Origin of the sequence: Staphylococcus pasteuri, assembly GCF_003970495.1 — a bacterium.
In the GTDB taxonomy this organism is placed as follows: domain Bacteria; phylum Bacillota; class Bacilli; order Staphylococcales; family Staphylococcaceae; genus Staphylococcus; species Staphylococcus pasteuri.
Genome location: NZ_RXWW01000065.1, coordinates 15,034 through 37,458 on the forward strand (window position 1 = coordinate 15,034; position 22,425 = coordinate 37,458).

Here is a 22,425-nt window from a genome sequence, read left to right on the forward strand (position 1 = left end):
AAATTTTAGATGAAAGTAAAAATTTTGGTTCAAATAGTGGATCTTTCGTTATGTACAGCATGAAGAAAGACAAATACTATATTTATAATGAAAAAGAAAGTAGAAAAAGATATTCTCCTGATTCAACATACAAAATTTATTTAGCACTGTTTGGACTTGACCGTCATATTATAAGTGATAAAAATTCACGTATGTTATGGAATCATAATCATTATCCTTTCGATTCTTGGAATAAGGATCAAGATTTAAATACGGCAATACAAAACTCTGTTAATTGGTACTTCGAACGTATTAGTAATCAAATATCAAAGAACTATACTTATGATCAACTCAAGCAATTAAATTATGGTAATAAAAATTTGGGAAGTTATAAAGCCTACTGGTTGGAAGATAGTTTGAAAATATCTAATCTTGAACAAGTAATAGTTTTGAAAAATATGATGGAACAAAATAACCATTTTAGTAAAAATGAAAAGAAACAATTATCTTCTTCGTTATTGATTAGAAAAAATGAAAATTATGCATTGTATGGGAAAACAGGTACAGGTATAGTAAACGGGAAGTACAATAATGGGTGGTTTGTAGGTTACGTAATTACAAATCATGATAAGTATTATTTTTCTACACATTTATCAGATGAAAAAGCCTCTGGTGAAAATGCTAAATTAATAAATGAAAAAATATTAAAAGAAATGGGTGTTTTAAATGGCCAATAAGCAAGTTGAAATAACTATGGCTGAATGGGATGTTATGAATATAATATGGAATAAAAAATCAGTATCAGCTAATGAAATTGTAGTTGAGATTCAAAAAAATAAAGAAGTTAGCGATAAGACGATTAGAACATTAATTACAAGACTATATAAAAAAGAGATTATAAAACGATATAAATATAATAATATTTATTTTTACTCATCAATTATTAAAGAAGATGATATTAAAATGAAAACTGCTAAAACCTTTCTTAATAAATTGTATGGAGGGGATATGAAAAGTTTAGTGCTTAATTTTGCGAAAAATGAAGAATTAAATAACAAAGAAATTGAAGAATTGCAAGACATTTTAAATGATATTAGTAAAAAATAAATAGATATAGGGTTCAAACATAATACATATATAAATTATGTTTGAACCCTATTAAATTAGATTTTTTATGAGATTAGTACATATAATAAACGGTGCCCATTTAACCATGCCACGTCCCTTAGGAATATCTCTATCTAATTTGTTACGTGGTATATTTCGATAATCCAATTGACTATTATTTAAATCATTAATCATCTTTCAATCACCTCGATATTTATAATTACATTATACGAACATACGTTCTATTTTGCAAGATTTAATTTCCTATTCCATCAAAAATAGTCTCTCAACACATTCGAATCAATTTAAATTAAGCCTCACATATTTTTATGTCGTAATTTGTACTTAAAAGTTTGTCTTTAGACGTCTAAATTTAATAGAATAGAGATAAGTGAAATGGAGGCGTTTTAAAATGACAAAAGGTTATATCGGTTCATATACTAAAAACAATGGACAAGGTATTTATCAATTTGATTTCGATGAACAACAAGGCCAAATGACACAAGTAGAAACAGCAAATCAAATAGAGGCATCTACTTATTTAACAAGAAACGATCAATTTTTATATGCGATAACAAAAGAAGGCGATAATTGTGGTGTTGCAAGTTTTAAAATTGGAAATGATGGTCAATTAACATTAATAAATAAATGCTTAGCTTCGCAAAATGGAACAGGTTGTTATATACAAGTATCGACAAATGGTGCATTTCTATTTGAAGCGGTTTATGGTGCAGGATTAGCAAGAATATATAAATTAAACCCTACTACGGGAAAAATAGAAAAATTGATTCAAGAATTAGAACACGATTTTCCACTTGGACCACATGAAAGACAAGATCATGCACATGTTCATTTTTTAAATGAAACACCAGATGGTAAATATGTAGTTGGAACAGACCTGGGTACAGATCGCATTGTGGCATATACTTATGGAGATAATGGTCTAAAAGAACATGCTATTTCTCAGTTTACCCCAGCTGATGGAACTCGACATATTGCTTTTCATGAAAACGGAAATTATGCATATGTCGTACATGAATTATCAAATATCGTAAGTGTGACAAAATATAATGATGGTCATTTTGAAGAATTGGAACGTCATTTAACGATTCCTGAAGATTATAAAGGTGCCACAAAATTAGCAGCGGTTCATTTATCACATGATCAACAATTTTTATATGTAAGCAATCGTGGCCATGATAGTATTGCGATTTATAAAGTATTAGAAAATGGGGCTAAACTTGAACTTGTCGATATTGTATTAAGTGGCGATGAGTTTCCACGTGATTTCAATATTGCTGAATCAGATCAATATTTAATTTGCGCGCATCAAGAAGGTCAATCTAAAGTAACTGTATTTGAAAGAGATAAAAATAAAGGAACATTAACTTTAATAGATGAGGCAACAAATGCGCCAGAAGGTGTTTGCGTTATCTTTTAACTATAAGATTGAATCCCTCAAGTTGCCATAACTTGAGGGATTCTTTATACATAAATATTAATTTTTGAAAAAGGCTTTAATATACTTGAGTTTTCCTTTATAAGGTGGGAAGTATAGACTTGATTCTAGGCGTGTTGATTTAAAAGTATAAGATTTATCATGGGAAAATGTATCAAATGAATATTTTCCATGATATTGACCCATACCAGATAGACCAACACCACCAAATGGTAAATTTGGATTAGCTAAATGCATTAATGTATCATTAATTGCACCACCACCAAATGAAAGCTCATTAAGCACACGATGAGTGGAGTTTTCGTCTTCGCTAAATAAATAAAGACTTAATGGTTTAGATCGTGCTTGAATTATAGAAAATGCTTCATCAAATTGTTCATAACTAATGATAGGTAGTAATGGACCAAATATTTCTTCTTGCATAATTAAATCAGAAGTCTCAACATCATCTATAATAGTCGGTTCAATGTATAAGTCAGATTCATCGCTATGACCACCAAACACAACTTTGTTTTGATGCTGTGTAAGTATATGATTTAGACGATTAAAGTGTTTATTGTTTACGATTCTTCCAAAATCTGGACTGTTTTGTATTTGCGAACCATAAAATTCTGTAATTGTTTGTTTCAATGATTTAATAAAATCATCTTTTACTTTTTTATCTACCAAAATGTAATCAGGAGCAACACAAGTTTGACCTGCATTCGTAAACTTACCAAAAGCAATTCTTTCGCTAGCTACTTTTAAGTTAGCTGTTTCATCTATAATGACAGGGGATTTACCACCGAGTTCAAGTGTAACCGGTACAAGATTTTCGCTAGCAGCTTGATAAACAATTTTACCTACTTTTTCACTACCAGTGAAAAACATGTAGTCAAAAGGTAAATGGATTAAATCGTTTGTTTCTTCAATTCCACCTTCAACAACTGCAATATATTCAGGTTTAAAAGTGTTTTCGATAATTTTACGAATAACTGAAGATACATTTGGTGTAAGCTCAGATGGTTTAATAATTGCAGTATTACCTGCAGCAATGGCGCCTATTAAAGGTTCAAAAGTTAATTGAACAGGGTAGTTAAACGGACCAATAATTAGTACAGTCCCATATGGATCTTTTTTAATATAACTTTTAGTAGGGAAAAGATATAACGGTGTATCTACTTGTTTAGTTTTAGACCAATTTTTAAGTTCTTTACGTGCTAATTTAATACTTTTTAATAAAATCCCAATTTCAGTAGCATAAGCTTCGACGCTACTTTTACCTAAATCGGTATGTAAGGCTTCAAGTAAATCATTTTCATAATGCTTAATACTTTTACTTAGCATTTTTAATTGGTGCTTTCTAAATTTAATATCTTTAGTTTGATGTGTACTGAAATACTGTTTACTATTGTTAAATAATTGCTCAATTGAATTCAAACAGATAAACCTCCTTAATATTTAGAATAATCAAGATTTTTTACATCTCCCAAATAGATTCATAACATATCTATACCCTAATTTAACAAAAATAATTTTGCATTTAATGAATGAAAAATAAAAAAACTGAAGCATTGTTAAATGCCTCAGTAAAAATGATTAACTATTTTTTGAATTTATCATCTAATTATTTTGTTAATGCTTCAGTAATTTGTGGTACAACTTGTTTCTTACGAGAAACGACACCAGTTAAGAACGCCATATCATCTTCTAATTGAACATTAAATGCTTCTCCAACTTTGTCTTTTTCAGCACCTACAACTAAGATTTTAGAATCACTGTTAATGATATCAGTTACTACTAAAACGAATAAGTCATATTTTTCTTCAGCACTTGTTTCAAGCATAGATTTTTCTAATTCTTCTTTACGGTTTAAAACTTCGTCGATATCAACTGTATTAACTTGAGCAATACGAGTTACATAATCTCCCATAGTGAATGATTTAGCATCCATATCTAATAATTCATCTGCTGATTTATCTGTAGTAGAAGCACCAGCTTTTAGCATTTCTAAACCATATGCATCTAAATCAACGTTTGCGATGTCTTTTAAAGCTTGAGCAGCATTTACGTCTTCCTCAGTACAAGTAGGAGATTTGAATAATAAGCTGTCTGAAATAATTGCTGAGATCATTAGACCAGCGATTTCAGGTTTGATTTCAAATCCACGTTCTTTATACATTTTGTAAAGGATTGTTGCTGTACAACCAACAGGCTCAGCTCTGTAATATAAAGGACTAGCTGTTTCAAAGTTAGCGATTCTATGATGGTCAACAACATGCTTAATTGTTGAATCAGCAATAGAGTCAGCACTTTGTTGGAATTCGTTATGGTCAACTAAAATTACTTCTTGGCCATCTAAATTGTCTTCTAATAATTCTGGTGCTTTAACGTTAAAATGATCTAAAGCAAATTGTGTTTCAGCACCAACTTCACCTAAACGGTAAGCTTTAGCATTAGTATTACCAGTTTGTTGTTCGAAATCAGCCATAATAATTGCTGAAGAAATTGCATCTGTATCTGGGTTTTTGTGTCCAAAAATGTAAGTATTTGCCATTGATAAATATCTCCCTTATTCATTGTTAATTTATTAATATTATATATAGTTATTTTAGCATGACTTTAGCTCATTCTTCTACCTCTGCGCCCAATGAGTTTTCAAAATGTGATAAAGCCCATTGATGACCTGACTGGTTGAATGATGCTACGCCTTTACTAGGTACGCGAATAGCATACCCTAAATTATAAGCTGATATAGCCGTATGTAATACACATATATCAGTACAAACACCAACGATTTCAACTTTATTAACATTTCTTTCGCGGAGTAAACTATCTAAAGGTGTACCATAAAATGAATCATATCGTGTTTTGTCTAAAAAATGAACATTGTTTTGAGTCTTAATAGATTCATAAAGTTTACCGACCTCACCATAAAGTTGTCGTCCTACCGATCCTTCAATATTATGGGGTGGAAATAATTTTGATTCAGGGTGAAAATCATCATTCTCATAATGTAAATCCATCATAAAAAAGATATCGTCACGGTTTTCATTAAATTGATTTATACGGTTTACGAGAAAGTTTTCTAATTTTTGTCCAGGTACGCCACAAGTTAATTTTCCATCGTCAGCTATAAAGTCTACTGAATAATCTACTATAATTAATGCTGTTTTAGTCATTTTATAACATCCTCTCTAAATCAAGCATATCAAGCTATTTCGATATAAAAGTCATTTAATTTGGTTAAGTTAATTAAAATATTCATCTAATTGGTCTAAAAATGTTTTATAAGATTAATCATAGTATATATATTTATTAAGAACACTACAATTAATTATTAATCGAAGGAGATATTGCATGTTCATAAATGTGAAAGACTTTGGCGCAGAAGGTCATAATAAAGCGAAAGATACAAAAGCAATACAGCGTGCACTTAATAAAGCTAAAAATGGTGAACATACAGTTTATATCCCACAAGGGACTTACCATATAGGTAAAGCATTAGTGATATATGATTCAACAACATTACTCTTAGATGATGAAACAAAACTATTGAGATGTAGTAAAGACGCACTTTTGAAAAATGGGAAACCGTATATTTTCTATCGTGGATACACTGGTAACAGTCACATACATATTAAAGGTGGAACATTTGATATGAATGGAAGTAAGTATCCTTATAATAATACTGCGGTGTGTGTTGGTCATGCAGAAGATATACAATTTATTGGTGTTACATTTAAAAATGTTGTTGGAGGTCATGCAATTGATGCGTGTGGTATAAATGGACTACGAATAGCGAATTGTTCATTTGAAGGATTCTTAGATGTTGATGGTGACCGTTTCTTCTCAGAAGCAGTCCAATTAGATATTCAAGTACCAGGTGCTTTTCCCAAATTTGGTACAACTGATGGGACAATTACTAAAAATGCAGTTATAGAAAATTGTTATTTTGGACCTTCAGATGATGTTAAAATGAAATCTTGGAATAGAGCTATTGGTTCACATGCATCTAGATATGATTGCTTTTACGAAAACATTCACATTCGAAATAATATTTTTGATAGTATTCAAGAATACGCGTTAACTCCATTAAAATCACAAAATACATTTATTTCTAAAAATCAGTTTAAAAATTGTAATGGGGGTATACGCTTTTTAGGAGTAAAGGATGGCAAGAATGCTGCTGATGCATTCACAGGTCAAGATATGGGTGCACAAGCGGGTACAAACTTTAATGTAATAGGTAATGAATTTATAGGGAAAATGAAAAAAGATGCTATTCATATTAGAAGCTATAACAATATAAAACATAATAATGTATTTATTGCTGGTAACACATTTCATGATAAAACACAGAAGATACATCTTGAAGACATTAATCATCTCACTTTAAATCAAGATGATCATTTAGTTACTATCGAAAAAGAGAATGTTGAAAATATTAAATAAAAATAAAAGTGCTATTTTCATTAGAATACTAAAATGAAAATAGCACTATTTACATATAATTATTTCCTAAATGCACCGATTAGTTTTGTTTCAAAATCTAATGTATTTAAGATAGTTATTACTTTTTCAATATCATTAGATAATTGGGCCTCTGCTTGTACAAAAAAATGATATTGACCTAGCTTGGTTTTAAGCGGGCGTGATTCAATCCAAGATAAATTAATATTAAATAAAGCAAAGGTATTTAATATACTAGCTAGTAATCCAGGTTTATCAAACTTCGGAGTAATTAAAAACATAGTAGTATTTGCATTTACATCAAATTGGGCATGGTTTTTAATAATTAAGAAACGTGTCGCATTATGTGGAAAGTCTTGTATATGTGTATCTAATTGTTGAAAACCATAATCTTCACCACTATTGACAGGTGCTATAGCACCTACATGTTTACTAATCATTTCAAATCCTTTTACAGTACTATCTACATAATCGTAATCAAAGTGATGATTCATAATATAATTTGATGTCTGACTTATAGCGGGTGCTATAGAATAGACTTTTTTAATATCTTCAATTTGGCTACCTGATTGTCCATATAACGCAAAATCAATATCTAAAAGGAGTTCACCGTGTGCATAAACGTCTTGTTTAGCTAGTGAATCAGCTACGATATTAATGGTTCCTTCTATAGAATTTTCAATAGGTACTAAACCAATAGTATCGTCATCCTGTGATGCACATTTAATAACCTCATATAAATTAGCTTTTGGTACAAAATCGATATTTTGCAATTTCAATTGTTCAACATATTTTTGAGAAGCCAAATACGAAAATGTACCTTTCGGACCTAAATAATATATCTTCATACCTTCACCTCGAATGATTTAATGGAAAGGGCACTTCGTCTCATTCGATTTTTTATAGAAAAAGTTAGGGTCTCGCATCGTATTATCAAAGCCATGATGATAATTTTTTGTAAGCGTAGGTGAAATCGGTGGTGCAAGCCAAGACCATTTTCCTGTAACTTGTCGTTGATGTTTTTCTTCATTTTTTTCAAACATTTCAAATTGTTTAGAAGCAGTTAAATGCTCCACGATTGACACGCCATGTGCTTTAAAAGAATGGTAGACCGCGTAATTGAGTTCCAGTAGTGCTCTGTCCTTATTAAAAGAATTATTTTTAAGTGTATCAAACTCGAACGCTTCTGCAACCTTTTCTAACAAATTGTATCTATAACTATCAGTAAAATTCCTAACCCCAATTTCAGTAACCATATACCAACCATTAAATGGTGCTGTAGGGTAAGTTATTCCACCAATTTGTAAGTCCATATTTGAAATGATAGGGACAGCATACCATTTTAAATTCAATTCTTTTAATTTTGGATAATTTTCATGTTCAATAGGCACTTCTTTAATCAAAGATTTTGGATATTCAAAGTATTTAATTGGACCTTCACCAATTTGATAAATTAGTGGTAAAACGTCGAAATCTCCACCATCACCTTGCCATCCTAAACGTTGTGCAAGTTGAGTGATTTCACGTTCTGATGGATCTCCTTTTTCTTCATAACCTGCATAGCGAATTAACTGATTGTTATAAATTTTGGGCGGATGGTCTGGATGGAAAATAGTGATGTAAGGTTTAATTTTTCCGCCATTAGTACTTTTTTCAATATGATTACATATAGAATCAATAAAATTACTTTCTTCGGTAATATCTCTTGCGTCGTTAACATTAAGTGATTCCCAAAATAATCTGCCAATACATCTGTTCGAATTTCTCCAAGCCATCTTAGCACCATAAATTAACTCATCTGTAGTATGTCTATATGTTCCAGTTTGTTGAATGCTTTCTGTCACTTCATTGATTCGTTTGTCGATATCTTCTTGAGAATAATTGAGTTCTGAATACATTGTTTTAATAAATGTCGTTGCTTTGTCTATTAACATTTGAAACACCTCATAAGTATTATAATCTACAGATAGAAAATGCACATTCAATAAATTCAATTGTCATGAATTTGTTGTAACGTTCAGCATAAAAATACCGTGATAGATAAAAGTTATGTAATGAATTATTAAATTGAAAACATGATTGGGTTATAATCTCAGTTATTACCTAGATAAATTGAATTATGATAAAATAATTATAAAAGAATGGTCGAATGGAGAGATACGAGTGTACCAATTTGAAGACGACAGTTTAATGCTACAAAATGATTTATATCAATTAAATATGGCAGAAAGTTATTGGAATGATGGCATTCACGAGAGAATGGCTGTTTTTGATTTATATTTCAGAAGTATGCCTTTCAATGGTGGATACGCTGTATTCAATGGTCTTAAACGTGTAATTGATTTTATGGATAATTTTGGATTTTCAGATACTGATATTGAATATTTAAAAACTATCGGTTATCAAGATGATTTTTTAAACTATCTTAAAAATTTAAAATTCACAGGACATATTCATTCAATGCAAGAGGGTGAAATATGTTTTGGTAATGAACCTTTGCTAAGAGTTGAAGCACCATTAATTCAAGCACAACTTTTAGAGACAGTATTATTAAATATTATTAATTTCCATACATTGATTGCTACTAAAGCAAGTCGTATTCGTCAAATTGCAAGTGACGATATATTAATGGAATTTGGTACTAGACGTGGCCAAGAACTAGATGCAGCTTTATGGGGGGCTAGAGCAGCATACATAGGTGGTTTTGATTCAACAAGTAACGTAAGAGCAGGAAAACTATTCGGTATTCCTGTTTCAGGAACACATGCGCATGCTTTAGTACAAACTTATGGCGATGAATACATTGCTTTTAAAAAATATGCTGAACGACATAAGGATTGTGTCTTTTTAGTAGATACATTCCATACACTAAAATCTGGTGTACCTACAGCAATCAAAGTAGCTAAAGAATTAGGAGACAAAATTAATTTTATAGGTATTCGATTAGATTCAGGTGACATTGCATACCTTTCAAAAGAAGCGCGTCGTATGTTAGATGAAGCTGGATTTAAAGATGCTAAAATTATTGCTTCTAATGATTTAGACGAAGAAACAATTACAAGTTTAAAAGCTCAAGGCGCAAAAGTAGACTCATGGGGCGTTGGAACTAAATTAATTACCGGATTTGATCAACCTGCTTTAGGTGCAGTGTATAAATTAGTTGCTATAGAAAATAGTGACGGCACATATAGTGATCGTATTAAATTATCTAACAATCCTGAAAAAGTAACTACACCAGGTAAGAAAAATGTTTATAGAATTATAAATAAAAAGACAGGTAAAGCAGAAGGAGATTATATAACGTTACATGGTGAAGACCCTAGAAAAGAAAAACCATTAAAATTATTCCATCCTGTTCACACATTTAAAATGAAATTTATCAAAGATTTTGAAGCCATTGATTTACATCATTCTATTTTTGAAAATGGACAACTCGTATACGAATTGCCAAGCGTACAAGAAGCTCAAAGTTACTTAAATGAAGGACTTAAAACATTTTGGGATGAAAATAAACGTTACTTAAATCCACAAGAATATCCGGTTGATTTAAGTACAGCTTGTTGGGAAAATAAACATAAACGCATCTTTGAAGTAGCAGAACACGTAAAAGAAATGGAGGAAGATCATGAGTAATTTACAAGACATTGTAGTAAAAGAAATGAAAGTAAAACCTCAAATTGATGTTGAAACAGAAGTGCAAGAAATTAAACATTTTATAAAAAAATATGTACAATCACATGATTTTATCAAATCATTAGTATTGGGTATTTCTGGAGGACAAGATTCAACATTAGCAGGTAAACTAGTACAATTAACTGTAAATGAATTACGTGAAGAAGGTAGAGCGTGTCAATTTATAGCAGTTAAACTTCCATATGGTGTTCAATCAGATGCAGACGAAGTTGAAGATGCATTAAAATTTATTAATCCTGATCAAACGATCACAGTTAATATTAAACCTGCTGTAGATATGAGCGTTAAATCATTACAAGAAGCGGGGATCACTTTAACAGATTTCCAAAAAGGAAATGAAAAAGCACGCGAACGAATGAAAGTACAATTTTCTATTGCCTCAAATCAATCTGGAATAGTTGTTGGCACTGATCATTCAGCTGAAAATATTACAGGTTTTTATACGAAATATGGTGATGGGGCAGCTGATATAGCTCCATTATTCGGTCTAGATAAACGACAAGGACGAGCGTTACTAAAATATTTAGATGCACCTGCACATTTATATGAAAAAATTCCAACTGCAGATTTAGAAGAAGATAAACCTCAATTACCTGACGAGGAAGCATTGGGAGTAACATATAATGAGATTGATGATTATTTAGAAGGTAAAGAAGTTTCAAGCCAAGCAAAAGAGAAAATTGAAAATCATTATATTAAAAACGCTCATAAGCGAGAACTCGCATACACTCGTTATACTTGGCCTAAAAACTAAATTGAAAATCGATACATTGAATCGTAAATATACATGAGCATGTTGGTATATGTTTACGGTTCAATTTTGTTAATTCACATAAAATGAAAATAAAACATTGATATTAATTTAATAGAATGAATTTTAACTTTGACGTGACAAAGATTAAAATGACTGTTAAAATAATTTGGATTTCAAGTAAGAAAAGGGGAATATTATGTCAGCGATTGCTCAAAATCCCTGGTTAATGGTGTTTGCAATCTTTGTTATTAATGTATGCTACGTTACATGTTTAACAATGAGAACAATATTAACTTTAAAAGGGTACCGTTATGTAGCTGCGATTGTAAGTTTCGTTGAAGTTTTAATTTACGTCGTAGGTCTAGGATTAGTAATGTCTAGTTTAGATCAAATTCAAAATATTGTAGCTTATGCATTTGGTTTTTCAATAGGTATCATTGTTGGTATGAAAATTGAAGAAAAGCTTGCGCTTGGATATACAGTTGTCAATGCAACATCTTCTGAATACGAGTTAGACTTACCAAATGAACTTCGTAATTTAGGTTATGGTGTTACCCACTATGAAGCATTTGGCCGTGATGGAAGTCGTTTGGTGATGCAAGTATTAACGCCAAGAAAATATGAATTAAAATTAATGGATACTATTAAAAATTTAGATCCTAAAGCATTTATTATTGCTTATGAACCAAGAAATATTCATGGTGGATTCTGGGTTAAAGGAGTGCGTAAGCGTAAACTTAAAGCTTACGAACCAGAAGAATTAGAAAGTGTTGTTGAACATGAAGTTCAAAGTTAATGACAACGAAACCATTGCAGATTGTCTGAAAAGAATGAAAGATGAAGGGTATATGCCAACAAGACGAATTGAGAAACCCATTTATAAAGAAAATAAAGACGGTAGTCTTGAAGTACTAAAACAAGATATTATTTTTATCGGTAATAAAATAACAGAATAATATTTAAGAAAACCACTCCAATCTAATGATTTGAGTGGTTTTTAATATTGATAATTGTGTTCACTTTGAAGATGAAATAAAATATGATTATAAGTATATTAGAATTACACAAATAAGGTTGATTCTGTTAAAATAAAAAGCGAAAGATAAAAGACGAACTATAAACGGAAATTCGTTTTTAATGTACAGTTTTTAGAAATAAAATTATAAATACACATATGATAGGAGCTTAAACAATGATTGAACGTTATTCTAGAGAAGAAATGTCGTCTATTTGGACAGACCAAAACCGCTATGAAGCATGGCTTGAAGTTGAAATTTTAGCATCAGAAGCATGGAGCGAGTTAGGATATATTCCTAAAGAAGATGTTAAAAAAATACGTCAAAATGCCAAAGTAGATGTTGAACGTGCAAAAGAAATTGAACAAGAAACAAGACATGATGTTGTAGCATTTACTAGACAAGTTTCAGAAACATTAGGCGACGAAAGAAAATGGGTTCATTATGGATTAACTTCTACAGATGTAGTTGATACAGCATTAAGCTATGTCATTAAACAAGCAAACGATATTATTGAAAAAGATTTAGAAAGATTTATTAAAGTTTTAGAAGACAAAGCAAAAAATTATAAATACACTTTAATGATGGGAAGAACACATGGGGTACATGCTGAGCCTACTACATTTGGTGTAAAAATGGCATTATGGTATACAGAAATGCAACGTAATTTAAAACGTTTTAAAGACGTTAGAGAAGAAATTGAAGTAGGAAAAATGAGTGGTGCTGTTGGTACATTTGCTAATATTCCACCTGAAATTGAAAGCTATGTATGTAAACATTTAGGTTTAGGTGCAGCACCAGTTTCAACACAAACATTACAACGTGATCGCCATGCTTACTATATTGCAACATTGGCACTGATAGCTACTTCTTTAGAAAAATTTGCAGTAGAAATCAGAAACTTACAAAAAACTGAAACTCGTGAAGTAGAAGAAGCATTTGCTAAAGGACAAAAAGGGTCATCAGCAATGCCACATAAACGTAATCCTATCGGTTCTGAAAATATCACTGGTATTTCTCGTGTTATACGTGGTTATATCACTACTGCATATGAGAACGTTCCATTATGGCATGAACGTGATATTTCGCATTCATCAGCTGAACGAATCATGTTACCAGATGTAACAATTGCTTTAGATTATGCATTAAATAGATTTACTAACATTGTTGATCGTTTGACTGTGTACGAAGAAAATATGCAAGCAAATATTGATAAAACATTTGGTTTAATTTATTCTCAACGTGTACTACTTTCACTTATAAATAAAGGTATGGTACGTGAAGAAGCTTATGATACAGTTCAACCTAAAGCGATGAAATCTTGGGAAACTAAAACACCATTTAGAGAACTTATTGAACAAGATAGCAAAATCACAGATGTATTATCTAAAGAAGACCTAGATGAATGCTTTAACCCTAAACATCATTTAAATCAAGTAGATACTATTTTCAAAAGAGCTAGCTTAGAATAATAAGTGATTAACTTAAAATCCTATACTTTTTATCATAAAACTACTACACTTTAACTTATTAGTAAGTTAAAATGATAAAAGAATATGCATATAGGAGCTGTTACGATGCAAATTGAAAAATTACGCGGGGATGCATTAAATGAATTGTTTGATGCAATTCTTACATTAGAAAATAGAGAAGAATGCTATCAGTTTTTCGATGATTTATGTACAGTGAATGAAATTCAATCACTTTCTCAACGACTTCAAGTAGCTAAAATGATTAAACAAGGATACACATATGCAACTATAGAACAAGAATCTGGCGCATCTACGGCAACAATATCTCGTGTAAAACGTTCTTTACAATGGGGTAATGATGCTTACACAATGATTTTAAATCGATTAAATATCGATACAAAAGAATAATATAAGATGAAACGATCGCAACATTAAAGTTTAACGACGATAATATGTTGACGATCGTTTCCTTTTTTATCAATTCTTAAAAATTTTGGAAATAAGTTGTACATTTTCACGATATCTGTTTAGAACTAAAAAGTTAAAAATGATATAATTTAAGGTATGTTAAAAAAAGGAGTTTCATGTAATGTATAACATTAAACAATGGCGCCATGTATTTAAATTAGATCCCGCAAAGACTATTTCTGACAATGATTTAGATGCAATATGTATGTCTAACACTGATGCTATTATCTTAGGGGGCACAGATAATGTGACAGAAGATAATGTCATTCAATTAATGAGTAGAGTTAGACGTTACCCATTACCACTTGTTTTAGAAGTTTCAAATATAGAGAGTGTTATGCCAGGTTTTGATTTTTATTTTATTCCAACAGTATTGAATAGTAATAATGTCAAATACCATAATGGAATGCTCCTCGAAGCTTTGAAAGAATATGGACATGTCATTGATTTTGATGAGGTAATATTTGAGGGTTATCTTGTAATGAATGAAGATAGCAAAGTTGCACAACGAACAAATGCTAATACTCAATTAGATATAAATGATATAGATGCATATGCGTTAATGGCTAATGAATTATATCGTTTTCCCATTATGTACTTAGAATATAGTGGAAATTATGGCGAAGTAGACACAGTGAAATCAGTTAAAGATACGCTAACGACAACACAGCTATTTTATGGTGGTGGTATCACTACTTTATCCCAAGCCAAAGAGATGGCTGAGTATGCCGATACTATAGTTGTTGGGGATATTATTTATAAAGATATAAAAAAAGCATTAAAAACAGTTAAGGTAAAGGAGTCTAGTAAATGAATTCATTAGTAAAAAATATGAATACAGAGCAAAGTGAAGCTGTCAGAACTACAGAAGGCCCACTATTAATTATGGCAGGTGCAGGATCTGGTAAAACACGAGTACTAACACATAGAATCGCATATTTATTAGACGAGAAAGATGTATCACCTTATAATATTTTGGCAATTACATTTACTAATAAAGCAGCTAAAGAAATGAAAGCAAGAGTTGAACAATTGGTTGGTGAAGAAGCTCAAGTCATTTGGATGTCTACATTCCACTCAATGTGCGTTCGAATCTTACGTCGTGATGCTGATCGTATAGGAATAGAACGTAATTTCACTATTATTGACCCAACAGACCAAAAATCTGTTATCAAAGATGTATTGAAAAATGAAAATATTGATAGCAAACGTTTTGAACCACGTATGTTTATAGGCGCTATTAGTAATTTGAAAAACGAATTAAAAACACCAGAAGATGCCCAAAATGAAGCAAATGACTATCATTCACAAATGGTAGCTACAGTTTATAAAGGATATCAACGACAATTATCAAGAAATGAAGCATTAGATTTTGATGATTTAATTATGACTACTATTAATTTGTTTGAAAGAGTACCTGAAGCTTTAGAGTATTATCAAAATAAATTCCAATATATTCATGTTGATGAGTACCAAGATACCAATAAAGCACAATACACATTAATCAAATTATTAGCCAATAAATTTAAAAATTTATGTGTCGTTGGTGATTCAGACCAATCTATATATGGTTGGCGTGGTGCAGATATTCAAAACATTTTATCATTCGAAGAAGATTATCCTAATGCCAAAACGATTTTCTTAGAACAAAATTATCGTTCAACTAAAACAATTTTAAATGCTGCCAATGAAGTCATTAAAAACAATACAGAAAGAAAACCAAAAGGATTGTGGACTGCTAATACAGGCGGAGACAAAATAAATTATTACGAAGCAACAACAGAACGTGATGAAGCTGAATACGTAGTAAAAGAAATTATGAAACATCAGCGTAATGGAAAGAAATATAGTGATATGGCTATATTATATAGAACGAACGCGCAATCACGTGTATTAGAAGAAACATTTATGAAATCTAATATACCTTATACAATGGTTGGCGGCCAAAAATTCTATGATCGTAAAGAAATTAAAGATTTATTAAGTTACTTAAGAGTTATTGCCAATAGTAATGATGATATTAGTTTACAACGTATTATTAATGTCCCAAAACGTGGTGTAGGTCCATCATCAGTTGAAAAAATACAAACCTATGCAGTTCAAAATAATATAAGTATGTTCGATGCTTTAGGTGAAGTTGATTTTATAGGACTATCTAAAAAAGTTACTCAAGAATGTATTTCTTTTTATGAAATGATTCAAAATTTAATTAAAGAGCAAGAATTTCTTGAAATAAGTGAAATAGTGGAAGAAGTTTTAGTTAAGTCAGGTTATAGAGATATGCTTGATAGAGAACAAACTCTAGAATCACGTAGTCGTTTAGAAAACCTAGATGAATTTATGTCAGTTCCTAAAGATTATGAAGAAAATACACCACTTGAAGAACAATCATTAATCAACTTTTTAACAGATTTATCACTTGTTGCTGACATTGATGAAGCGGATACAGAGTCAGGAGTTACATTGATGACAATGCACTCTGCTAAAGGGTTAGAGTTTCCGATTGTATTTATTATGGGAATGGAAGAATCGCTTTTCCCACATATTAGAGCAATTAAAAGTGATGACGACCATGAAATGGAAGAAGAGCGAAGAATTTGTTATGTAGCGATAACACGAGCTGAGGAAACACTATACATTACTAACGCAACAACACGTATGTTGTTTGGACGTTCTCAATCTAATATGCCATCTCGATTTTTAAAAGAAATTCCTGAAGATTTAATGGAAAGTCATTCGGGTAGTAAACGACAAACAATTCAACCTAAGGCGAAACCAACTCAGAAACGCGGCTTTAGTAAGAGAACAACTTCATCTAAAAAACAGGTAACTTCTTCTGACTGGAAAGTAGGAGATAAAGTTACTCATAAAGCATGGGGAGAAGGTATGGTTAGTAACGTTAATGAAAAAAATGGTTCTGTAGAATTAGATATTATATTTAAATCAGAAGGACCAAAGCGATTACTAGCTCAATTTGCACCAATTGAAAAAAAGGAGGACTAGTGGATGAATGATATGCAAAATCGTGTAAATGAATTACATGATTTATTAAATCAATATAGTTACGAGTATTACGTTCAAGATAATCCATCAGTTCCTGATAGTGAATACGATAAATTATTACATGAACTTATTCATATAGAAGAAGAACACCCTGAATATAAAACATCAGATTCACCCACAGTTAGAGTGGGAGGAGAAGCTCAATCTACATTTGAAAAGGTAAATCATGATACACCAATGCTAAGTTTAGGGAATGCTTTTAATGAAGAAGATTTAAGAAAATTTGATCAACGTATACGAGATAATATTGGTAAAGTAGAATATATGTGTGAACTTAAAATTGATGGTTTAGCTGTTTCATTAAAATATCAAAATGGCCGTTTTGTACAAGGTTTAACTCGTGGAGATGGTACAACTGGAGAAGATATTACTGAAAACTTAAGAACGATACATGCTATTCCATTAAAAATTAAAGAACCTTTAAATTTTGAGGTGCGTGGAGAAGCATATATGCCAAGACAATCATTTATGAATTTAAATGAAGAAAAGGAAAACAACGGTGAACAACCTTTTGCTAATCCTCGAAATGCAGCAGCAGGTTCATTAAGACAATTAGATTCTAAATTAGCAGCTAAAAGAAAATTAAGTGTTTTCTTATACAGTATTAATGACTTTACTGATTTTGAAGCTACAACTCAAAGTGGTGCATTAGATGAATTAGATCAATTAGGTTTTAAAACTAATCATGAACGTGAAAGAGTATCTGATATAGAAGGTGTCCTAAAATATATAGAAAAATGGACAGCTCAGCGAGAAGATTTATCTTATGATATAGATGGCATTGTCATTAAAGTGAATGACTTAGAACAACAAGACGAGATGGGATTTACTCAAAAATCTCCACGTTGGGCTATTGCATATAAATTTCCTGCTGAAGAAGTTGTAACTGAACTATTGGACATTGAGTTAAGTATAGGTCGAACGGGCGTTGTAACACCAACCGCGATACTTGAACCAGTGAGAGTAGCGGGAACTACAGTTTCAAGAGCTTCATTACATAATGAAGATTTAATTCATGAAAGAGATATAAGAATTGGCGATAGCGTAGTCATCAAAAAGGCTGGCGATATTATTCCAGAAGTTGTAAAAAGTATTTTAGATCGTCGACCTGATGATGCCAAAACTTATCATATGCCAACACATTGTCCAAGTTGTAATCATGAACTTGTAAGGATAGAAGGGGAAGTAGCTTTAAGATGTATTAATCCTAAATGCCAGGCACAACTCATTGAAGGACTAATTCATTTTGTATCTCGCCAAGCAATGAATATAGACGGATTAGGAACTAAGATTATTCAACAACTTTATGAAAATAATTTAATTAAAGATGTTGCTGATATATTCTATTTAACTGAAGACGATTTATTACCACTGGATCGCATGGGAAGTAAAAAAGTTGAAAATTTAGTTGAAGCAATTCATAAAGCAAAATCACAATCTCTAGAACATTTATTATTTGGTTTAGGTATTAGACATCTTGGGGTTAAAGCAAGCAGAGTATTAGCCGAGAAATATGAAACAATGGATCGACTAATTGAAGTAACAGAGGAAGAACTGGTAGGCATCCATGATATAGGCGATAAGTTAGCTCAATCTGTTGTTACCTATTTAGATAATGAAGATATTCGTGCATTAATTCAAAAACTAAAAGATAAAAATGTTAATATGACATACAAAGGTGTCAAAACAACAGAAATTGAAGGGCATCCAGAATTTAGTGGTAAAACGATTGTATTAACAGGTAAATTAGAACAAATGACACGTAATGAAGCATCACAATGGTTACAAATGCAAGGTGCCAAAGTAACTAATAGTGTAACCAAAAGTACAGATTTACTTATTGCTGGTGCTGATGCAGGTTCTAAACTAACTAAAGCTGAAAAATTTGGAACAGAAATTTGGACTGAAGATGAATTTGCGACAAAACAAAAGGAAATCAATAATGAGTGAGGTACGTCGATGAAGAGAACAATAATTTTACTTATCTCGACAATTTTTATTCTAACCGCATGCAGTAATGATAAAGACAAAAAGTCAGATCAAGACACAAATCAATCAAAAGATAGTCATTCATCACAAGTGAAACAAGTAGCTACGGATAAAAATGTTCAAGGCGATGATTATCGTACTATTTTGCCTTTTAAAGAAAGTCAGTCACGTGGCCTTTTACAAGATAATATGGCAAATAGTTATAATAGTGAAGGTTTCGAATCTGGACTATTAGAACTAAGTAAAGAAGTCTTTCCAACAGATAAATACTTATATCAAGATGGACAATTTTTAGATAAAAAAACGATTAATGCATATTTGGATCCTAAATATACTAAAAAAGAAATAGATAACATGAGTGAGAAGGAAAAGAAAAAGAAAAAAGCTAATGAAAACTTAGGGCTTAATCCTTCTCACCAAGGGGAAACAGATCCAACTAAAATAGCAGAAAAGTCACCAGCATATTTATCCAATATTTTAGAACAAGATTTCTATGGTAATAGCGATTCAAAAGGTAAGAACATTAAAGGTATGACGATTGGTTTAGCAATGAATAGCAAATATTATTACCAAAAGGAAAAAGACGGTGAAACCTATAGTAAAAAATTAGATGACAAAGAAATAGAAAAGCAAGGTAAGGCAATGGCAAGTGAAATGTTATCAAGATTAAGAGAAAACAGTGATTTAAAAGATATTCCAATTCACTTCGCTATATATAAACAAAGTAGTCAGGAATCTATTACACCTGGAGAATTTATAGCAGGTGCGACTGCAGATGATGGTCAAACTAAAATCAATGATTGGAAATCAATCAATGAAAAAACTGCTCTATTACCATCTTCAACAGCGGCTGACTATGATGAATCATTAAATAATAATTTCAAACAATTTAATGATAATTTACAATCTTACTTTTCTAACTTTACTCAAGCAGTAGGTAAAGTAAAATTTGTTGATAAAAAAGCAAAACAATTAACAGTTGACTTACCAATAGATTATTACGGTCAAGCTGAGACAATTGGTATTACTCAATATGTTACAGAACAGGCTAAGAAATATTTTGATAATATAGATGAATATGAAATTAGAATTAAAGATGGTAATAATCCGCGCGCATTGATTAGTAAAAATAAAGACGATAAAGAACCAGAAGTACACATTTACCATAATTAAATTTAACTAAAAATTAGGGTCCGAGATATAAAGTTCTCGGACCCTAATATATTAGTTTCTATTTTTCTTTAACAAGTTGTTTCACTTTAGCTAAATCGTTATTTACAAAGTCACCTGGTTTAGCTGTTAATTTACTTACGACATAAGTAACGATGACACTTACTATAAATCCAGGAATGATTTCATACATACCTAATAATTCATTGATAGAAGCTAGAGTTTTAATCCAAGCAATCCAAATAATAACTACCAATGCTCCGCTAATCATTCCACTAATTGCACCAGCTCTAGTTAAATCTTTCCAATATAATGAAAATAATACTAACGGGCTAAATGATGCACCAAAGCCAGCCCATGCATTACCAACTAAATTAAGAATAGTGTCATTTGGGTACCACGCAATGACAATTGCAATAATGGCAACAATTAATACTGATAATCTACCAACCATTACAAACACTTTTTGATGAGTAGCTGCTTTTTCTTCACCGCGAATAAGTTTATAAAAATCTTCGGTTAAAGAACTTGAAGTAACTAATAATTGTGAAGAAATAGTACTCATAATGGCTGCTAAAATTGCAGCAAGTAAAAATCCGCCAACAAGTGGGTGGAATAAAATTTGACTCATAATAATAAATAACGTTTCTGGATCTTCCATTTTTATATTTCTTTCTGATATAAATGCAATACCTGTTAATCCAACGCCTACTGCTCCTAAAAGTCCGATAGCCATCCAACTAATACCTAGACGTCTTGCTTTAGGTAATAATTTATGTGATTTAATAGACATAAAACGTACGATAATATGAGGTTGTCCAAAATAGCCTAAGCCCCATGAAAATAAGGAAATAATTCCAATTACTGTTGTCCCTTTAAAAATATCCATATTAGTAGGTTTCATTTCAGCAACTCTACTAAAAGTATCTAAACCATTTAACTGCATCATCGCAACAATTGGTACCATAACCATGGCGATTAGCATAATAACACCCTGAAAAAAGTCTGTAATTGATACGGCTAAGTATCCTCCAAAGAAAGTGTAGAAAATTACTATAATAGCTACAAGTATTAATCCATAATGATAATTTAAGCCGAACGCACTTTCAAATAACTTTCCACCTGAAACAAATCCAGAGTGCGTATATAACGTAAAAAATATAACAATAATTAAACCTGAAATAATTTTAATGATATTTTGTTGGTCATTTAATCTGTTTTTAAAGAAATCTGGAAGGGTGATAGCATCTCCCGCTATTTCTGTATAAACTCTTAACCTAGGTGCAACGACCCAATAATTGATATAGGCGCCAAGTGTTAATCCAATTGTTATCCACATCGCAGATAAACCAGTGCTATATACCGACCCCGGTAACCCCATAATCATCCAACCGCTCATATCAGAAGCTCCTGCAGATAATGCAGTGATATAAGGTCCTATACTACGACCGCCCAACATAAACTCGCTTAAATTACCAGTAGCTTGTTTGTAACCATAAAACCCAATAATAAGTAAAATAATGAAGTAAATGGCAATCATAATATAGGTTTGCCAATTTGCATTCACTTGCTGATTAAGTACTGTCCCCAAATATAGCATTTTAAACACTCCCTTATATAAGTATTTATTTGTGTCACATGTAATATTATACATTATAGTTAAAAGTTTAGAAAAGTGAAAAAATAAAATTTTGTTTTTAATCAACTTTAAGTGCTTTATGTAAAGAGGATACTTTAATAAATGTGTGTTGTTTATTGTTTATTAATTATGCATAATAATGTATCCAAAGATATACTTAGTGA

The 22,425-nt window shown here is 31.2% G+C and carries 20 protein-coding genes; 14 read left to right on the forward strand and 6 right to left on the reverse strand.

Features of this window, described 5'->3' with window-relative positions; all coding sequences use genetic code 11:
• From CD121_RS12460 to pglS, 3 genes are all read left to right on the forward strand, one after another.
• Nucleotides 1-716 (forward strand): penicillin-binding transpeptidase domain-containing protein (locus CD121_RS12460; RefSeq protein WP_257214285.1); only part of this gene is annotated, 716 nt, incomplete at its 5' end.
• Nucleotides 706-1,086, forward strand: coding sequence for a penicillinase repressor BlaI (gene blaI / locus CD121_RS09725; protein WP_001284659.1), 381 nt, complete (start codon nucleotides 706-708; stop codon nucleotides 1,084-1,086). The genes CD121_RS12460 and blaI, both read left to right, overlap by 11 nt.
• Nucleotides 1,087-1,498: 412 nt before the next feature.
• Nucleotides 1,499-2,527, forward strand: a complete 1,029-nt coding sequence (pglS, locus tag CD121_RS09735) for a 6-phosphogluconolactonase (RefSeq protein ID WP_029056025.1) — start codon at nucleotides 1,499-1,501, stop codon at nucleotides 2,525-2,527.
• A gap of 57 nt (nucleotides 2,528-2,584) precedes the next feature.
• On the opposite strand, the gene CD121_RS09740 is transcribed toward pglS, so the two are convergent.
• The 3 genes from CD121_RS09740 to CD121_RS09750 form a co-directional block, all read right to left on the reverse strand.
• Nucleotides 2,585-3,964 carry an aldehyde dehydrogenase gene (locus tag CD121_RS09740; RefSeq protein ID WP_126568093.1) on the reverse strand — a complete coding sequence of 460 codons (1,380 nt, stop codon included), beginning with the start codon at nucleotides 3,962-3,964 and terminating at the stop codon, nucleotides 2,585-2,587.
• Nucleotides 3,965-4,151: 187 nt separating this feature from the next.
• Entirely contained in the window at nucleotides 4,152-5,081 is a 930-nt protein-coding gene (locus tag CD121_RS09745; protein WP_029056023.1) for a manganese-dependent inorganic pyrophosphatase, read from the reverse strand.
• Nucleotides 5,082-5,151: 70 nt separating this feature from the next.
• A complete protein-coding gene (locus CD121_RS09750; RefSeq protein ID WP_017637884.1) occupies nucleotides 5,152-5,706 on the reverse strand; it encodes a cysteine hydrolase family protein in 555 nt (184 codons plus the stop codon).
• Nucleotides 5,707-5,884: 178 nt separating this feature from the next.
• Between CD121_RS09750 and CD121_RS09755 the strand changes: the two genes are divergently transcribed.
• The gene (locus CD121_RS09755) at nucleotides 5,885-6,979 is read left to right on the forward strand and encodes a glycosyl hydrolase family 28-related protein (RefSeq protein ID WP_017637883.1); all 1,095 of its coding nucleotides are present in this window, start codon (nucleotides 5,885-5,887) and stop codon (nucleotides 6,977-6,979) included.
• 59 nt (nucleotides 6,980-7,038) lie between these two features.
• On the opposite strand, the gene CD121_RS09760 is transcribed toward CD121_RS09755, so the two are convergent.
• The gene (locus CD121_RS09760; RefSeq protein ID WP_046467421.1) at nucleotides 7,039-7,845 is read right to left on the reverse strand and encodes a prephenate dehydratase; all 807 of its coding nucleotides are present in this window, start codon (nucleotides 7,843-7,845) and stop codon (nucleotides 7,039-7,041) included.
• An 18-nt stretch (nucleotides 7,846-7,863) separates the two neighbouring features.
• Nucleotides 7,864-8,931, reverse strand: coding sequence for a nitric oxide synthase oxygenase (locus CD121_RS09765; RefSeq protein WP_126568095.1), 1,068 nt, complete (start codon nucleotides 8,929-8,931; stop codon nucleotides 7,864-7,866).
• A gap of 229 nt (nucleotides 8,932-9,160) precedes the next feature.
• Between CD121_RS09765 and CD121_RS09770 the strand changes: the two genes are divergently transcribed.
• The 10 genes from CD121_RS09770 (at nucleotide 9,161) to CD121_RS09815 (ending at nucleotide 20,625) form a co-directional block, all read left to right on the forward strand.
• Entirely contained in the window at nucleotides 9,161-10,630 is a 1,470-nt protein-coding gene (locus tag CD121_RS09770; protein WP_017637880.1) for a nicotinate phosphoribosyltransferase, read from the forward strand.
• Entirely contained in the window at nucleotides 10,623-11,444 is an 822-nt protein-coding gene (nadE, locus tag CD121_RS09775; RefSeq protein WP_070452143.1) for an NAD(+) synthase, read from the forward strand. The genes CD121_RS09770 and nadE overlap by 8 nt, the downstream gene beginning before the upstream one ends.
• 196 nt (nucleotides 11,445-11,640) lie before the next feature.
• The gene (locus CD121_RS09780; RefSeq protein ID WP_046467424.1) at nucleotides 11,641-12,240 is read left to right on the forward strand and encodes a DUF2179 domain-containing protein; all 600 of its coding nucleotides are present in this window, start codon (nucleotides 11,641-11,643) and stop codon (nucleotides 12,238-12,240) included.
• Complete coding sequence (locus tag CD121_RS09785; protein WP_181300391.1) at nucleotides 12,218-12,400, forward strand: NETI motif-containing protein; 183 nt, start codon at nucleotides 12,218-12,220, stop codon at nucleotides 12,398-12,400. The genes CD121_RS09780 and CD121_RS09785 overlap by 23 nt, the downstream gene beginning before the upstream one ends.
• Nucleotides 12,401-12,636: 236 nt before the next feature.
• The gene (purB, locus tag CD121_RS09790; RefSeq protein ID WP_126568098.1) at nucleotides 12,637-13,932 is read left to right on the forward strand and encodes an adenylosuccinate lyase; all 1,296 of its coding nucleotides are present in this window, start codon (nucleotides 12,637-12,639) and stop codon (nucleotides 13,930-13,932) included.
• Nucleotides 13,933-14,037: 105 nt separating this feature from the next.
• Complete coding sequence (locus tag CD121_RS09795; RefSeq protein ID WP_017637875.1) at nucleotides 14,038-14,340, forward strand: YerC/YecD family TrpR-related protein; 303 nt, start codon at nucleotides 14,038-14,040, stop codon at nucleotides 14,338-14,340.
• Nucleotides 14,341-14,521: 181 nt separating this feature from the next.
• The gene (gene pcrB, locus CD121_RS09800) at nucleotides 14,522-15,214 is read left to right on the forward strand and encodes a heptaprenylglyceryl phosphate synthase (protein WP_119622529.1); all 693 of its coding nucleotides are present in this window, start codon (nucleotides 14,522-14,524) and stop codon (nucleotides 15,212-15,214) included.
• Nucleotides 15,211-17,403: a DNA helicase PcrA gene (gene pcrA / locus CD121_RS09805; protein WP_124760405.1), complete on the forward strand. Its 2,193-nt coding sequence runs from the start codon at nucleotides 15,211-15,213 to the stop codon at nucleotides 17,401-17,403. The genes pcrB and pcrA overlap by 4 nt, the downstream gene beginning before the upstream one ends.
• 3 nt (nucleotides 17,404-17,406) lie before the next feature.
• The gene (ligA, locus tag CD121_RS09810; protein ID WP_126568100.1) at nucleotides 17,407-19,413 is read left to right on the forward strand and encodes an NAD-dependent DNA ligase LigA; all 2,007 of its coding nucleotides are present in this window, start codon (nucleotides 17,407-17,409) and stop codon (nucleotides 19,411-19,413) included.
• Nucleotides 19,414-19,422: 9 nt separating this feature from the next.
• Nucleotides 19,423-20,625: a CamS family sex pheromone protein gene (locus tag CD121_RS09815; RefSeq protein ID WP_017637871.1), complete on the forward strand. Its 1,203-nt coding sequence runs from the start codon at nucleotides 19,423-19,425 to the stop codon at nucleotides 20,623-20,625.
• Nucleotides 20,626-20,683: 58 nt separating this feature from the next.
• On the opposite strand, the gene putP is transcribed toward CD121_RS09815, so the two are convergent.
• Nucleotides 20,684-22,222 carry a sodium/proline symporter PutP gene (putP, locus tag CD121_RS09820; RefSeq protein WP_126568103.1) on the reverse strand — a complete coding sequence of 513 codons (1,539 nt, stop codon included), beginning with the start codon at nucleotides 22,220-22,222 and terminating at the stop codon, nucleotides 20,684-20,686.
• Nucleotides 22,223-22,425: the final 203 nt, after the last annotated feature.